This is a genomic window from Eikenella halliae (assembly GCF_001648475.1).
Lineage (GTDB): Bacteria > Pseudomonadota > Gammaproteobacteria > Burkholderiales > Neisseriaceae > Eikenella > Eikenella halliae.
In genome coordinates this window covers 136543-150522 of sequence record NZ_LXSQ01000012.1, presented here as the reverse complement: position 1 = coordinate 150522, position 13980 = coordinate 136543, and the positions used below count along the sequence as shown (strand labels likewise).

At 56.0% G+C, this 13980-nt stretch carries 17 protein-coding genes; 4 read left to right on the top strand and 13 right to left on the bottom strand.

Going from position 1 to position 13980, the window contains the following annotated elements; translation table 11 throughout:
• Positions 1-36 precede the first annotated feature (36 nt).
• The 3 genes from A7Q00_RS04855 to A7Q00_RS04845 form a co-directional block, all read right to left on the bottom strand.
• Positions 37-321, bottom strand: a complete 285-nt coding sequence (locus tag A7Q00_RS04855; RefSeq protein ID WP_245637527.1) for a hypothetical protein — start codon at positions 319-321, stop codon at positions 37-39.
• Positions 322-327: 6 nt separating this feature from the next.
• Complete coding sequence (gene ygiD / locus A7Q00_RS04850; RefSeq protein ID WP_064089490.1) at positions 328-1101, bottom strand: 4,5-DOPA-extradiol-dioxygenase; 774 nt, start codon at positions 1099-1101, stop codon at positions 328-330.
• A 415-nt stretch (positions 1102-1516) separates the two neighbouring features.
• Entirely contained in the window at positions 1517-1873 is a 357-nt protein-coding gene (locus tag A7Q00_RS04845; RefSeq protein WP_003784232.1) for a winged helix-turn-helix transcriptional regulator, read from the bottom strand.
• A gap of 104 nt (positions 1874-1977) precedes the next feature.
• Between A7Q00_RS04845 and A7Q00_RS04840 the strand changes: the two genes are divergently transcribed.
• Entirely contained in the window at positions 1978-2994 is a 1017-nt protein-coding gene (locus A7Q00_RS04840) for a zinc-binding alcohol dehydrogenase family protein (RefSeq protein ID WP_064089489.1), read from the top strand.
• A gap of 195 nt (positions 2995-3189) precedes the next feature.
• On the opposite strand, the gene A7Q00_RS04835 is transcribed toward A7Q00_RS04840, so the two are convergent.
• The 9 genes from A7Q00_RS04835 to A7Q00_RS04795 all read right to left on the bottom strand — a co-directional run bounded on the left by A7Q00_RS04835 (position 3190) and on the right by A7Q00_RS04795 (position 11593).
• Complete coding sequence (locus tag A7Q00_RS04835) at positions 3190-5097, bottom strand: ATP-binding cassette domain-containing protein (protein ID WP_064089488.1); 1908 nt, start codon at positions 5095-5097, stop codon at positions 3190-3192.
• A gap of 41 nt (positions 5098-5138) precedes the next feature.
• Positions 5139-5687 carry a MepB family protein gene (locus tag A7Q00_RS04830; RefSeq protein ID WP_082887749.1) on the bottom strand — a complete coding sequence of 183 codons (549 nt, stop codon included), beginning with the start codon at positions 5685-5687 and terminating at the stop codon, positions 5139-5141.
• A gap of 121 nt (positions 5688-5808) precedes the next feature.
• Positions 5809-6300, bottom strand: coding sequence for a hypothetical protein (locus A7Q00_RS04825; protein ID WP_064089487.1), 492 nt, complete (start codon positions 6298-6300; stop codon positions 5809-5811).
• Between the two features lie 117 nt (positions 6301-6417).
• A complete protein-coding gene (locus A7Q00_RS04820) occupies positions 6418-7125 on the bottom strand; it encodes an O-methyltransferase (RefSeq protein WP_064089486.1) in 708 nt (235 codons plus the stop codon).
• A gap of 426 nt (positions 7126-7551) precedes the next feature.
• Entirely contained in the window at positions 7552-8802 is a 1251-nt protein-coding gene (locus A7Q00_RS04815) for a hypothetical protein (protein WP_064089485.1), read from the bottom strand.
• 270 nt (positions 8803-9072) lie between these two features.
• Entirely contained in the window at positions 9073-9423 is a 351-nt protein-coding gene (locus A7Q00_RS04810; RefSeq protein WP_064089484.1) for a DUF1801 domain-containing protein, read from the bottom strand.
• 182 nt (positions 9424-9605) lie between these two features.
• Positions 9606-10004 carry a hypothetical protein gene (locus A7Q00_RS04805; RefSeq protein WP_064089483.1) on the bottom strand — a complete coding sequence of 133 codons (399 nt, stop codon included), beginning with the start codon at positions 10002-10004 and terminating at the stop codon, positions 9606-9608.
• Between the two features lie 103 nt (positions 10005-10107).
• The gene (locus A7Q00_RS04800) at positions 10108-10782 is read right to left on the bottom strand and encodes a class I SAM-dependent methyltransferase (RefSeq protein WP_245637526.1); all 675 of its coding nucleotides are present in this window, start codon (positions 10780-10782) and stop codon (positions 10108-10110) included.
• A gap of 136 nt (positions 10783-10918) precedes the next feature.
• On the bottom strand, positions 10919-11593 hold the full coding sequence (locus tag A7Q00_RS04795) for a response regulator (RefSeq protein WP_064089482.1): 675 nt from the start codon (positions 11591-11593) through the stop codon (positions 10919-10921).
• 245 nt (positions 11594-11838) lie between these two features.
• On the opposite strand from A7Q00_RS04795, the gene A7Q00_RS04790 reads away from it, so the two are divergent.
• Entirely contained in the window at positions 11839-12411 is a 573-nt protein-coding gene (locus A7Q00_RS04790) for an inner membrane CreD family protein (protein ID WP_064089481.1), read from the top strand.
• Between the two features lie 16 nt (positions 12412-12427).
• Positions 12428-12559, top strand: coding sequence for a hypothetical protein (locus A7Q00_RS14140; protein ID WP_281179000.1), 132 nt, complete (start codon positions 12428-12430; stop codon positions 12557-12559).
• Here A7Q00_RS14140 and A7Q00_RS04785 read toward each other — a convergent pair.
• The gene (locus A7Q00_RS04785) at positions 12556-13116 is read right to left on the bottom strand and encodes a hypothetical protein (protein WP_064089480.1); all 561 of its coding nucleotides are present in this window, start codon (positions 13114-13116) and stop codon (positions 12556-12558) included. The genes A7Q00_RS14140 and A7Q00_RS04785 overlap by 4 nt on opposite strands.
• Before the next feature lie 99 nt (positions 13117-13215).
• On the opposite strand from A7Q00_RS04785, the gene A7Q00_RS04780 reads away from it, so the two are divergent.
• Entirely contained in the window at positions 13216-13866 is a 651-nt protein-coding gene (locus A7Q00_RS04780; protein ID WP_064089479.1) for a 4'-phosphopantetheinyl transferase family protein, read from the top strand.
• Positions 13867-13980 lie beyond the last annotated feature (114 nt).

The following is a 13980-nucleotide window of genomic DNA, read 5'->3' as shown; positions in this document are numbered from 1 at the left end:
ACCTGAAAACCATGTTCAATCCGCCTGCAACCCATCCTAGCCCAAACTGTTCGAAGCAATCTGCGCCCAGCAGCTTTCGGTTTGCCGCACCGCAAACGGCACGCCGCTCACGCCGAATTGTCGGACGAGGTTTGCGCCGTCGGCAATGCGCTGCTTGGCTTGCGCTTCGGCGGCGAGGTTGGTCAGGATTTCCGCTGCCTGCGTGCAGCCGATTTGTCGCAATACGTCAGCCAATACGTCCGATTTCGCCGTGTCTAAGCCGTCTTCGTAGCGGGCTTTTGGGCAGGCGCGCAGGGGTTCCGGTCCGCGTTGTTTTGTCATTGTCTCTCACCCTATCAAAACGGAAGTCATGTTGATTGAGCCGAAGGCAAGTTCGTCATTAAATATTTCCATATCGTCCTGCGGTTCGCGCAGCGCGGCGGTGTAGAGCAGCGGCAGGTAGTGTTCAGGCGACGGCACGGAGAGCGTGGCGGCTTCCCCCAGCCGTTCGTAATGCACCAGCGTGTCGTTGTCCTGCGCGGCAAGGGCGCGGTTGACGGCATTGCGGAAGTCTATTGCCCAGTCGTAGCCCGCGGCGGGTTCGCGGCGCATGGCGCGCAGGTTGTGCACGATGTTGCCGCTGCCGACCACCAGCACGCCCTGTTCGCGCAGCGGGGCGAGTTTTTTCGCCAAATTAAAATGCCATTGTGCAGGCTGCATCAGGTTCAGGCTGAGCTGCACCACGGGAATGTCGGCTTCGGGATACAGGTGTTTCAGCACCGCCCATGCGCCGTGGTCGAAGCCGCGTTCCGGGTTCGTTTCCACATTTGCAGGCTGCAACAACGAGCGCACCTGCCCCGCCAGTTCGGGCGAGCCGGGCGCGGGATATTGCACTTGGCTGAGTGCTGCGGGGAAGCCGTAAAAATCGTAAATTATTTCGGGGCGTTCGCCGGACGTTACCTGCAAACGGTTGCCGTACCAGTGCGCCGAAATCATCAGAATGGCTTTGGGCTTGGCAAATTTCTGCGCAATGCGGCGGAAGCCTTGGTTGAACGGGTTTTCCGCGTCCAGCGCGTTCATCGGGCTGCCGTGTCCGACAAACAATACGGGCATTTTGTTCATGGTTTTTCCCAATTCGTTTTGAAGCGGATGATTTTACGGGAAACTTTTGTGCGAACAATCCCGTTTGGAGAAGAATATATTTTCTCAATAAGAAATAATTGGGCGTTTTTTGGCTTTTGTGTTTTATTTTTGTTGTTTAAAGGCTACCTGAAAGCATGGGTGTGCGCGTGGTTGGTGTATGAAAAGCAGCCTGCACTTTGTTTTCCAAATGTGCAGGCTGCTTTTTATTTTTCAGGTAGCCTTTCAGACGGCCTCTCAGGCTACCTGAAACCTCAAATCACCCCCCGTTCTGCTTCCCTTCCAGCATCTCCCACCGCTCTAATTTCTCCAGCAGCAGCGTTTCGATTTCCTCCGCGCGTGCAGGCTGCTTTTTCGTCGTCTTTGAAGATTTCGGAAGCCTTTCGGTGTTGCCGTTCTACACCTTGCCCGCCGCGCGTTTCCCTTTTAAGCCGTCGCCCCATGCCTTCAATGCCAGCAGCACCGGTGCGAGCGTTTTACCGTAATCCGTTAGCCGGTATTCCACGCGCGGCGGGACTTCGGGATACACCGTGCGCGAAATGATGCCGTCGGCTTCCAATGCGCGCAGTTGTGCGGTCAGCGTGCGCTGCGACACATCGGGCAGGATGCGGCGGATTTGGTTGAAGCGCAGCATGCCGTCCGTGTGCAGGCGATAGAGTATCGTGCCTTTCCATTTGCCGCCAATAACGGAAAGCGCGGCTTCCACCGAGCAGCCTTCGGCGCAGTCGTAGCTTGGGTGCGGTGTGCGTGGCATGGCAGTATCCTTTATGTAACTATATGAAAAATAAGTGCGTTCTTGTTAATGGTGTGCTTCAGGCGCATGATACACGCTTTCAGACGACCTAACAGGAGAACATCATGAAAGCCATCGGTTTCAACCGCCCTTTGCCCGTTTCCAACCCTGAAGCCCTGCTCGACATCGAATTGCCCGAACCCGAACTGCGGCCGCACGATATTTTGGTTGCCGTGCAGGCGGTTTCGGTGAATCCTGCCGATGTGAAAGTTCGGGCGGCGCATACGCCTGCGGCAGGGCAGTACCGCGTATTGGGTTACGACGCGGCTGGCATCGTTCAGGCAGTCGGCAGCGAAGTGCGGCATTTCAAAGTCGGCGACGAAGTGTATTACGCGGGCGCCATCAACCGCCAAGGTTCGAACGCACAATTACAAGCGGTGGACGCACGCATTGCCGCCAAAAAACCGTGTTCGCTGGATTTTGCCCAAGCCGCCGCGCTGCCGCTGACGGCGATTACCGCATGGGAAACGCTGTTCGACCGCTTGGACGTGAACAAACCCGTGGCAGGCGGCGCCAATGCGCTGCTCTTAATCGGTGGTGCAGGCGGGGTTGGCTCGCTTGCCATCCAGTTGCTGAAAAAGCGCACCGACATTCAAGTCATCGCCACCGCTTCCCGCCCCGAAAGCCGCGCGTGGGTGAAGGAATTGGGGGCGGATTTCGTCATCGACCATCATGAAAACATGGCGGAACAGGTTGCCGCGTTAAATATCGGCGCGCCATCGTTTGTTTTTTCCACCAATCATACCGACCGCCATCTGCCGCAAATCGTGGAACTCATCGCCCCACAAGGCAGAATCGCGCTGATTGACGACCCCGAAACGCTGGACGTGAACCCGCTCAAAGGCAAAAGCCTGTCGCTGCATTGGGAATTTATGTTTACCCGCCCGCTGCGCGAAACGGCAGACATCGAACGGCAGGGCGAAATCCTGGCCGAAACCGCGCGGCTGGTGGACGAAGGCATCATCCGCCCGACCGCCACCCAAATCCTGCACGGCATCAATGCCGCCAACCTGCGCCGTGCGCATGAGCGGGTGGAACGCGGGGATATGGTCGGCAAGCTGGTGGTGGCAGGCTGGGAATAGGTTTGCAGGCGGAAGCCCGTATGTTCAGCTTCGCAGAAACCGGGCTTGCTTGAAAAGGCTTCGTTTTTAGAGAGTCTTTTATGGCGTCATTTAGGCTACCTGAAAGCAGCCTGCACGCGGAAAACCAAGGTGCAGGCTGCTTTGTATTTTTCAGGCAGCCTTCCAAACGCCCCATCAGGCTACCTGAAACCCAAATCACCCCCCGTTCTGTTTCCCTTCCAGCATCTCCCACCGCTCCAATTTTTCCAGCAGCAGCGTTTCGATTTCCTCCGCGCGCGCTTGCAGGTTGCCGGCTTTTTCGTAGTCTTTGAAGATTTCGGGGTCGGAAAGTTGGGTGTTTAAATCGGCCTGTTCGGCTTCCAGCGCGGCGATTTCGTCGGGCAGGGCGTCGAGTTCGCGTTGTTCTTTGTACGACAGCTTGGCCGTGCGGTTGGGCTTGGGTTTGTCTTTTTCAGACGGCCTTTCGGGCTTGGCGGCGGGGGCGGAGGCAGCCTGCACTTTTTCTTCGCGCGCCTTCGCATCGGCATAGTCCTGATAGCCGCCGATGTATTCTTTCAGACGGCCTTCTCCTTCAAATACAATGCTCTGCGTAATCACGTTGTCCAAAAACATGCGGTCGTGGCTGACGAGGAACACGGTGCCGGCGTAGTCGCGCAGCAGTTCTTCCAGCAATTCCTGCGTGTCGATGTCCAAATCATTGGTCGGCTCGTCCAGCACCAGAATGTTGGCAGGGCGGGTGAACAGTTTGGCCAGCAGCAGGCGGTTGCGCTCGCCGCCGGAAAGCGATGACACGGGCGACTGGGCGCGGGCAGGGTGGAACAGGAAGTCTTCCAGATAGCCCATCACATGCCACTTTTTGCCGCCGATTTCCACATAATCGTTGCCCTGGCCGAGCGTGTAGAACACGGTGTCGTTTTCGTTCAGCGCGCTGCGGAACTGGTCGAAATACGCCACTTCCTGCTTGCTGCCGAGGCGGATTTTGCCGCCGGTGGGCGCGAGTTCGCCCAAAATCAGCTTCAAAAACGTGGTTTTGCCGATGCCGTTCGCGCCAATCAGGCCGATTTTGTCGCCGCGCTGAATCACGGCGGAAAAGTTTTTCATAATCAGTTTGTTGTCGTACGCAAATGAGGCGTGTTCCAACTCGGCGACGATTTTGCCGCTTTTCTCGCCCGAATCGAGTTTGAACGACACCTGTCCCTGCCGTTCGCGCCGCGCCGCGCGTTGTTTCCGCAATTCTTCCAAACGCTTAACGCGGCCTTCGTTGCGCGTGCGCCGCGCTTCGATGCCTTTGCGAATCCACGCCTCTTCTTGCGCGTGGAATTTGTCGAACAGGCGGTTGTGTTCGGCTTCCACGGCCAGTTCTTCCGCCTTTTTCTCGCTGTATTTGGCGAACGAGCCGGGATAGGAGCGCAGGCTGCCTCGGTCGAGTTCGACGATGCGGTTGGCCACATTGTCCAAAAAACGGCGGTCGTGGGTAATCACAATCAGGCTGCCTGAAAAGTTTTTCAGCAGGTTTTCCAGCCACAAAATCGCGTCGATGTCCAAATGGTTGGTCGGCTCGTCCAGCAGCAGGATGTCGGGCTTCTGCACCCACGCCTGCGCCAGCGCGACGCGCTTTTTCTGCCCGCCGGACAAATTGGCGATTTTTTCGTTTTCAGGCAGCCCCAGCTCGCCGATGGTCTGGCTCACCAGCGCATCGAACTGCCAGCCGTTTTGCGCTTCGATTTGGTTTTGCAGTTCGTTTAATTCTTTGATAAGGCTGTCATTTTGCCCGTTCGCCAGTTCGCGGCCGATTTCGTGGTAACGCCGCAGCACGTCGCGCAGGCTGCCCAGCCCTTCGGACACAATGTCGAACACGGTGGCCGCGCTGTCGAAAAAGCTCTCCTGCGGCACATACACGGTTTTCAGCCCGTTTTGCAGGATGAGCTGGCCGTCGTCGGGTTTCTGCACGCCGGCGAGGATTTTCAGCAGGCTGGATTTGCCCGCGCCGTTGCGCCCGATCAGGCCGACTTTGTCGCCTGCGGCCAGTTGGAAAGACGCTTTGTCGAGCAGCGCAACGTGCCCGAAGGCGAAGGATAGGTTTTCGGCTTGGAGGATGGTCATGGTAAGTCCTTGTTTGGTTGGGGTGCAGGCTGCCTTTGGGCTTAAAGCACCTTGGCTAATTGCGCCAGCCCTTGGGTTGCATCTGTAAGTTCCACAAAGTGGGCGCATTGCCAAATTTTGGCTCGCTTGGCCTGTGCCGCCGACGGCATCACCCAAGGCGCGTAAACCCGAAACGCACGTTTTCCCCCTATGGATTGCTCAGAAAAAATATCTTTTTCGACCAGCAGCCGGCATGGGAAAACGAACACGCCGAAGCGCGGATGTTCGTCTGCCAGGACAATCACCTTATCAATGCCGTCGTCGCGGTCAAACGGCGCGATTTCGCCGGACATTGCCGGGCGTTTCCAAAGCACGACAAATTGGCCGATTTTTTGGGGCGTGTGTTTGGTCTGACGAAACAAACAGGTTTGTCCGTCCATTTCAAAACGAACCGCGCCGTATTCGGCGCTTTCTTTTTCCCGTTCGATGTTCGCAGTGGTTTTGCCCAAAGGCTTTAAGAATTGTTCCTGAAACAGGTTGAACGAATCGGGCAGGCTGCCCTGCGATGGGTCGGCATACCAAGATGCGCCTGTTGGGTTGTTCGGTGTCATGTTCATCTCTTTTCTTTGAAAATTGGGGGATTGGGTAGGCTACTTTCGGGCTGCCTGAAAGCAGCCTGCACTTTCAGGCAGCCTTTTGGCGGGCTGTCGGATTTGAGTGCCCGACATGCGGCTACTTGCTGTAAATTAAATTCGACGGTTTTTTATCGGGAGAGACCAGCAAATTATCATAATAATGCGGGTCATAGCATTCGTCCCAGGGCGTTAGGCCGAAATAGGCATTGAGGAACATTTCGACAATGCCGGTTTGATAGCTCCTCATACCGACCACATCCCCCCGCTTAAATCTTTCATTTTCGGGGAAATATTTTTTTAATAGCCGGGGGTCTGCCTCTCCCGTGTGCACAATCGGAAAGTAACGCCTCAGCAGCTGGGCGACTACATACCTTGCGGCAACAATATTGTCGGGCGTGACCGTAATCGGCGCTCCGAGGACAAATTTCTGGTCAAACAGCACGCACGCGGCGTTATCAATAAATTCAACCATATCCAATATCTGCCCCAATCCATATTCCCCGTTTGCCAGCGGCACGGCAAAGTAATCCCCCGCTTTGAGTTTTTTCCTGATGCTGGTTTTCGGCATAGTCGGTTGTTTTTTGGTCATTTTGTAATCCTTTGTGTGTGGATGGGAAATACGGTTTCTGTCGCTTCGTTCGGGTTTCTCCCCACACACGGGGGAGGGAGCGAGGTGCAGGCTGCTTTTTGGGGTTTAAGGTAGCCTTCATTCGGCATCCGACCCGCCTGTTTTCACGCTGTATTCCAAGGCCTTATGCGGCTTTAGGGTGGCGGAAACATAGCCGTTGGCGGGATTGCGGACGTAGTCCAGATAATCCTGCATGGCGGGGGTGTAGCCTTCCACGTCGTCCACGGCGACGGCGGCGCGCGGGGCGAGTTTGGGTTCGAGCAGTTTGAACACGGGGTAAACCAAGTTCGGCCAGCCGTCGAGCAGAACGAAATCGATGCCGCCGGGGATGTCTTGCAACGTTTCCAGTGCGTCGCCTTCGCGCAGTTCGATGTAGTCGGCCAGCCCTGCGGCGGCGAAGTGGCGGCGGGCGGCTTCGGCTTTGTGCGGCAGGTATTCGGTGGTGATGACGCGGCCGCCGTTTTTCTTGGCCGCTGCGGCCAGATAAAGCGTGGAAATGCCGTAAGACGTGCCGAATTCGACGATGTTTTTCGCGCCCTTGGCCAAAGCCTGCATATACAGGAATGCGCCCTGCTGCGGGACGATGGGGATGTATTTGTCGTCGAAATAGGCTTCGTTTTCGCCCGTCCAGCCGCTGCCTTTGCCCAGCAGTTTGGGCAGTTGGGGCAGGAAATGCCATATCAGGCCGGGAATCTGGCGTACGGCGGCGGTGTAGAGGTCGAGCAATACGGCTTCGGTTTTGGCGTCATTTAAAAAAGCGAAGTCTTGTCGGGTGGGCTTGGGCATGGTTTTTCCTTTCCGAGGGGGGCTGCCTGCAGGCTGCTTTTAGGCTACCTGAAAAATACAAAAGCAGCCTGCACTTTGGGTTGATACAAACGGCGGGGTGCAGGCTGCTATAAGCGTTCAAATAGACGGTATATGAATTCAACCGCAAACTGCCAGTCGCTGCGTTCTTGCCCGTGCGATGCGAAATGTATCGGGAAATAGCCGTCTAATACCAGATATTCAAATTCGCACTGGATATTTTCTGCTGTTTTTATATTCATTGGAAATATTCTTGGTTGGCTGGAAATTTAATTTAGCCGTGTAGGTCGGGCATTTATGCCCGAACTTTGCGGATGGGATTTGTCGGGCATCAATGCCCGACCTACGGCGGCTGTCCTTAAAGGCAGCCTGAAAACGGCAAACGGCGTTTCAGGCTGCCTGCGGCATTCATTCTGCCGCCAGCTCTTTAATTTGCCGCAGCAGCCCGCGGCGTTCGCTTTCGTTCAGACCGCGGATATTGCGCAACTCGGCATCAACGGGAACGGGCGCGCCGCCGCCTTGCGGGGCGAAGGCGAGATATTGTCCGTGGCGGCGGACGGGTTGGAAGTTGTGGTCGCTAAATGTGATTTTGCGGATTTTGCCGTTGATGGGCGCGGGGTAGAAATAATACGTCCGCCTGAGTTTGCGATTGGTGCCGGCGATGTAAATCGGGATGGCAACGAGTTTCCACGGCTGCGCTTCGGGGCGGTTGATGGCGGCAAGCACGGCGCGACGGCGGCGGTAGCGGGACAGCTGCCACCCACATGCGGCGGCGGTAATGACGGCAAAGGGCAGCAGCGGCAGAAATCCGCGGATGTCGGCAGGATCGGCGGCGTTGCGCACGATTACGGCGGCAAAAACAAGGCTGCCGATAAGCATCAGGGCACACAAAATGTTTGCCAGCGGATAGCCGCCGCCAATGCTGCGGATGCTGACTTGGGTGGGCAGGCAGACGGGGAACTCGCGCGGTTCGGGTGGCGCGACGGGGCGCGAACCAAGGGCTTTGGGGAAAAAGGTTTGGCAAAAACCGTCGAGCACGGCTTGGCGGCGGCTTTTGTCGGGTTCTGCCGCCAGCGTGCAGATTAAATCGGGCAGGTGTTTGCCGTGCAGCAGGTACATCACGGGCAGGGTGATGGAGAAGTCGCGCTGGCGGGTCATGCTTTCCGACAGGCGCAGATATTTGGCGACGCGCGCTTCCATTTGCTCGAGCGTGGCGTTATCGGGCAGCGGCTGCTCGGCTTCCAGTTCTTCCAGTTCGGCTTTGAATTTGCGTGCAGGCTCGCTGTTCAGGTACAGGGTGGCGGGAAACGGATACACGAAAACCACGCTGTTAATCTGCTCCCACGGATAAAAAACGTTTTCGCGCTTGGTTTTGCTGCCGCTTTTCGCGCCAACCCCGTCGAGTTCTTCTTCGGTAAACGCTTGGACGATGCGGATACCGTCGGCGTTTAACACCAGTTTGGTGCGGCTATCGGCGGCGTGGTAGAGCAAAAGGGCGGCAAACACCAAGCAGAACAAAACGATAAAAGCTCCGCTTAGGACAGATTTTAGGCTGCCAACAAACAGCAGCGGCGATGCGGCAGCGGCGATGGCGAGCAGAACGAGCGACATCACAAACATTTTCAGGCGGGAATAGGTGATACGGATTTCGGTGGGCATGGGGGGCTTTCTGATGTGGGTTGGGGGGTGTGGCTCGGATGGGTTGGGTTTTTCAGACGGCATGATGATAGGCATAGGCAGCCTGAAAGCAAGCGCAGCCGTAGGTCGGGGCATTTATGCCCGACGTTTTAAAATTTATCTGTGTTTGTCGGGCATAAATGCACCGACCTACAAACTCCGTGCGAAGCCCGCAAACGGGTTTTCAGACAGCATTCAAGGCAGCCTGAAAACGGTTGCCGTCGTAGTTCAGCGCTCTTTCAGCCCGGCATTTTATTCTGCTGCTTTTTGCGCCAATCGCAAGTAATCCGCCAAATGCTTATTTTCTACATCTTCAAGCGTATGTAATTTCAAATGGCGACGTCCTTTGCCTTTGCCTTCCAATAAACCGTGCGGGTCTGCCATCTCGGCGCCATGACCAAATTCCACGGTTACATGCTGCTTACAAACAAAAATGCCGCAAAACGGTTCGGGTGCGGCAAACAAAATACCGCCATATTTCACTTCTTCGCTCGCCATGTCTGCCAGTTGCCCTATTTTCGTGCGCACACTATTGGCGATTTCATACAAGGCAGGATTACTCTTTTGCCAATCATCCAGCAGATTTTTTACTTTTTGATCCATGATCTTCTCCTAATTTGAGCTTGCGAGTTGGACATTGATGTCCGGCAAAGCATTCTAAACCCTTATCTACGGCGCGAGCGGGTTTCAGGCTGCCTTTTTGGGCTTTCAGACGGCATCAAAGCAGCCTGCACTTTTAAACGGCCTTAAGCGCTATCCGCCCTACCTGGGCAGGCGCGGTTTTTTTAGTACGCACCCCACAGCATCAGCAGGGCGCACAGTAAAAACAATATCCATTGGCCGAGCAGGAAATAAGTTTTGCCGCGCGCACCGGCCATTTTAAGCTGTATCAGCCACACGGTGCACCATAGGCCCAGATAAACGGCAAAAAAACGGGCAGCGGCGGCTTCCATGCTGTCGAAAACCCGTGTAAACGCAAGTAGGCAGGCTGCGGCGGCAAGCAGCAGTAAATCTATGCTGACCAACTGAAAAGCGCACACAGCCTGCATCCAGTTGCGCATACCCTGTTGCGTAGTGTTTTCTTCATCGGGTTTTTGACTTAAGGTTTCGCGGGTGCCGACAAAAAGATGGGCAAAAAATGCCACGGCCAACAGCAGGGCGGCCGCTGCAAAGGGAATGTTCATATTTTGCTCCGATTTTGATGGTTTGACATATTTTCTTTTCGATTACGTTTATGGCGTTTTTCAGATGTTAAGGTCGTCTGAAAAAGCAAATGCGGCGGCTGTTTCAAACAGGTTTGCGGAAGGTAATGCAGTAAAAGCGGTTGTCCCACAGCAGTCGCGTTTTCTTTTCCTGTACGGTTTCGGGAATGTAGTTTTCGATTTGTGTCAGGTCGAAATCGGTGTCTTGGAAGTAGTTCCGCGTGAATAGGCTTTTTTTGTATTGTTGTTGGATGAAGTCGGTGGTTTCGTCTGCAATCATGATTTTGGTGCCGGGCTTGGCGACGCGCAGCATTTCGTTGATGGCTTTTTGTTTGTCGCTGAAAAAATTGATGCCGCCCACATGGAATACGACGTCGAACATATTGTCGGCAAAGGGTAAGTCTTCGGCGTTGCAGTGTACCAAGTCCAAGCCCGCCGCTTTTTTCCGCCATACGTTGCGGCAGCGTGCCAACATACCGAGCGACAGGTCGGCGCCGGTCAAATCCAGCGCGGCGGGGTCGATGTTGGCGGGCAGGTGGTTTAAATCGGTACCTGTGCCGATGGAGACGTAGAGCGCGGTGCAGTCCTGCCGCCATTCCAGTTCGCCCATCAGGCTGCGCCGCATTTCGTTGATGCTGTTGCCGTATTTGAGGCGGGCTATCCAGCGTTCGCCGAAGTCGTACCAACGGGCGAGGCGGTTGTACATGTTCATGTATTTGGCGTTGTCGCCCGTTACGTTGTCGGAATCGAGGCACAACAAGATGCCGTCTTGTTCGGGCGGAAGCTGATTTTGCAGGGCGGGTTTGAGTTTTTGGATTGGATGAGTTTGGCGGAAGGCATGGTGTTACTCCTGTGGATAGTTGCAACAGCTTGAAAGGCCGTCTGAAAACCGTGCTTCAGGTTTCGTTAAAACTATACCCCAGCCCGTGATGGGTGCGGATGTATTCGTCGGTGATGCCGGCTTCGCGCAGTTTGTGGCGCAGGGCGCGGATGTGGGTGTTGATGGTGTGCGGGTCGGAGGGGCGGTTGCCGCCGAACATGGCGGTGAGCAGTTCTTCGCGGCTGAACACGCGGCCGGGGCGGTGCAGCAGGGTGCGCAGCAGGCGGTATTCGCCCTGCGTGAGCGGCAGTTCGCGCCCTTGGTGGCGGATGCAGCAGGCGGGCGCGTCGTCGTGCCAGATGGGGGCGGCTTCGGCGGCTGGCTGTGTTTGTGTGCGCCGCAGCACGGCTTTTACGCGGGCGACGAGTTCGCGCGGGCTGAAGGGTTTGCCGATGTAGTCGTCTGCGCCGAGTTCGAGGCCGAGGATGCGGTCGGTTTCTTCGTCTTGGGCGGTGAGCATGATGACGGGCTGGGGATGTTGCGGGCGCAGGGTTTTGAGCAGTTCGAAGCCGTCGGTGTCGGGCAGGCCGACGTCGAGCAGGAGCAGGTTGAAGTGTTCGCGCGCGAGCAGTTGCCGTGCCTGCTCTGCGGTGGGGGCGATGCGTGCGGTGAAATGGGAGCGGGCGAGGGAGAGTTCGACCAGTTCGGCGATTTCGCGTTCGTCTTCGATGATGAGGATATGCGGGTTCATGGGGAGGGCGGATTCATAAGCTTTGGATACTAGGCGGCAAACTACAAACACCGAAGTAGTGCGGCAGCGGAAGTTAAGCTACCGCTAATTCTACGCAAATACGGTGGGTTACACACGCTTGTGAGTGGCAATCTTCATAAAATCTTCATCATTGTTCCACAAAAAATTGATGCGGGCCGGGCATACTGTGTGCCGTTGGCGGGCGTGTGCCTTGGCCGTATTCAATTCTTTAGATGGAGCAAAAAATGAGCCAGAAAATATGGAGTGTGATTGGGTTGTGTATCGTGTTTGCCGTGGTGCTATTTTCGATTTACGGCTTGGCGGAGCAGCGCGGCTATTACCAATCCAGCGCGTTGTTGAGTATAGAAGACTACCGCATGATTATCCGCAGCGTGAAATACGGCATGGTGTTGGTAGTGCTGGTGTTTGCTTCGTTCTTTTTGAGCGAGGTGTTGCAGGAGTGGCGCATCCATCCGATGCAGTATCTGTTGGTGGGCGCGGCGTTGTCGATATTTTATCTGTTGCTGCTTTCGCTGGCGGAGCACATCGGTTTTACCGCTGCTTATTCCATCGGCGCATTTGCCTGTATCAGCTTGCTGTTTTGGTATCTGCATTTCGTGCTGGCCACCACGCGCGGGGTGTATATGATGACGGCGCTGCTCATGGCGGCCTACGGCATGATGTTTGTGCTGGTGAAAATGCAGCAATATAATCTCTTGGCCGGTTCCTGCCTGCTGTTTGCCGCGCTGTTTGCGGTGATGTATTACACAAGGGAGATTGATTGGTATGCGCTGGGCAAACCGGAAGGGAAGGAGTAATCGGGTTGAAACTGCGTTGAAACCTCGCTTTCAGGTAGCCTTTGGATTGGAGCGGAGGCTACCTGAAAAATATAGTGGATTAACAAAAAGGCTACCTGAAAACCGCCAATCGGGTTTTCAGGTAGCCTTTATGCCGCAATCGGCTTAGCGGGCAATGTTGCCGCGAATAACCACGCGGGCGTGGAAAGTGCCCACTTCGCAGTCATACTGGCCGCCGCGCAACACTTGGCGGTTGTAGTAGCTGTGGAAGTTGGTTACGCGGTTGGCGCCACGGGCTTGAGCAGTTTCCTGGAATTTATGGGCGGCGTTGATAAAGGCGCGTTCGCAGGCGGCTTCGTCGGATTTGTTGGAAGCATTGGCTGCCTGACGGGTAGACAAATTGGCCTGAATCACCCGGCCACCGCCGCCGAAGCTCACCGGCACGCTGGGGTTGAGCAAGCTCTTGGCTTCTTCGGAAGCCAGCACGGCACGGCCGTTGCAGCGATACACCACTTTGCGGCCGCCGCGGTTGGGGTCGTCATCCTGCAGCAAGCGGCACACGCGGCCGGTGGTTTGGGCGGTTTCGTTGCGGCTGCTTCTAGTGCGGCCTGATTCGGCGCGGCTGGCCTGGCTGTCGGTGTTTTCCGGTGCACGGTTGTTTTGGCAGCCGGCAAGGCCGAAAGCGGCTACAATCGCAGCCGCCAGCATGATTTTGCGAGACTTCATATTTGCTCCCTATTCTTAAGCTGGGTTGGAAAACCAAAAATCCGCGGCAAACTCAGCCGTGAATTCACAAAAATTAAAGTATATTAAAAAATCTTTCCCATGCCTACCCGCCTATCGCCAAAACCCATCCTCCGCCTCTATCTTGCCACACCCGATTGCGCCGCCCGCTACCGTGCCGAATTACTGGATGAGGCCGACCGCCTGCACCTTTCGCGTCATCCTGCCCGCGCGGCGCAAACCGGCTGGCAGGTAAGCCGTTTCCTTAAGCAGCAGGCGGCGGCAGACGGGTTTTCAGGCAATCCGAATTTTTCAGGTAGCCTCAGCCACAGCGGCGGCCATGCGGTGCTGGCCGTGCCGTCTGCCGATTTCCCCGTTGGCGTGGATTTGGAAAGGCTGCGCCCGCGCCGTTTCGATACCTGGCCGGATTGGGTGTTGCAGGCAAGCGAAGTGCAATGGCTGCAAAGCCATGCCGATTTGGCCGATTATTATGCGCTGTGGACGCTGAAAGAGGCGCTGCTCAAGGCGGTAGGATTGAGGCTGGCCGATATGCCGCAAGTAGGGCTGCGGCAGGAGGGTCGGGATTGGCGGCTCTGCGCGGGCGGCTGCTTTTGGCAGGGCGCGGTATTCTTGTTAGGCGGGGAATGGCTATGCGGCGCGGTATGGCCGCCGGGGGTGGTTGCGGAATGGGAATGGCGCGGCTTCGGCGCATGGCAGGCAGTGGAAAAGCAGCTGCTATACCGCTTTACCTAGGGCGCTTTCAGATGGCATCAAGCCCAAACCCCCCGCCGTCTGACACTTTTCTTTCCAAAAAATACAACCTGCATTTTTCAGGTAGCCTGCAAGATGCCCCCGCATAACACATTT

Excerpts from the sequence above, each read along its gene's own strand:
- A7Q00_RS04815 (WP_064089485.1), bottom strand. The coding sequence starts at position 8,802 with ATGCCCACCGAAATCCGTATCACCTATTCCCGCCTGAAAATGTTTGTG.
- A7Q00_RS04810 (WP_064089484.1), bottom strand. The coding sequence starts at position 9,423 with ATGGATCAAAAAGTAAAAAATCTGCTGGATGATTGGCAAAAGAGTAAT.
- A7Q00_RS04845 (WP_003784232.1), bottom strand. The coding sequence starts at position 1,873 with ATGCCACGCACACCGCACCCAAGCTACGACTGCGCCGAAGGCTGCTCG.
- A7Q00_RS04785 (WP_064089480.1), bottom strand. The coding sequence starts at position 13,116 with ATGAAGTCTCGCAAAATCATGCTGGCGGCTGCGATTGTAGCCGCTTTC.
- A7Q00_RS04790 (WP_064089481.1), top strand. The coding sequence starts at position 11,839 with ATGAGCCAGAAAATATGGAGTGTGATTGGGTTGTGTATCGTGTTTGCC.
- A7Q00_RS04805 (WP_064089483.1), bottom strand. The coding sequence starts at position 10,004 with ATGAACATTCCCTTTGCAGCGGCCGCCCTGCTGTTGGCCGTGGCATTT.
- A7Q00_RS04830 (WP_082887749.1), bottom strand. The coding sequence starts at position 5,687 with ATGACACCGAACAACCCAACAGGCGCATCTTGGTATGCCGACCCATCG.
- A7Q00_RS04855 (WP_245637527.1), bottom strand. The coding sequence starts at position 321 with ATGACAAAACAACGCGGACCGGAACCCCTGCGCGCCTGCCCAAAAGCC.
- A7Q00_RS04780 (WP_064089479.1), top strand. The coding sequence starts at position 13,216 with ATGCCTACCCGCCTATCGCCAAAACCCATCCTCCGCCTCTATCTTGCC.
- A7Q00_RS04835 (WP_064089488.1), bottom strand. The coding sequence starts at position 5,097 with ATGACCATCCTCCAAGCCGAAAACCTATCCTTCGCCTTCGGGCACGTT.
- A7Q00_RS04795 (WP_064089482.1), bottom strand. The coding sequence starts at position 11,593 with ATGAACCCGCATATCCTCATCATCGAAGACGAACGCGAAATCGCCGAA.
- A7Q00_RS04840 (WP_064089489.1), top strand. The coding sequence starts at position 1,978 with ATGAAAGCCATCGGTTTCAACCGCCCTTTGCCCGTTTCCAACCCTGAA.
- A7Q00_RS04820 (WP_064089486.1), bottom strand. The coding sequence starts at position 7,125 with ATGCCCAAGCCCACCCGACAAGACTTCGCTTTTTTAAATGACGCCAAA.
- ygiD (WP_064089490.1), bottom strand. The coding sequence starts at position 1,101 with ATGAACAAAATGCCCGTATTGTTTGTCGGACACGGCAGCCCGATGAAC.
- A7Q00_RS04825 (WP_064089487.1), bottom strand. The coding sequence starts at position 6,300 with ATGACCAAAAAACAACCGACTATGCCGAAAACCAGCATCAGGAAAAAA.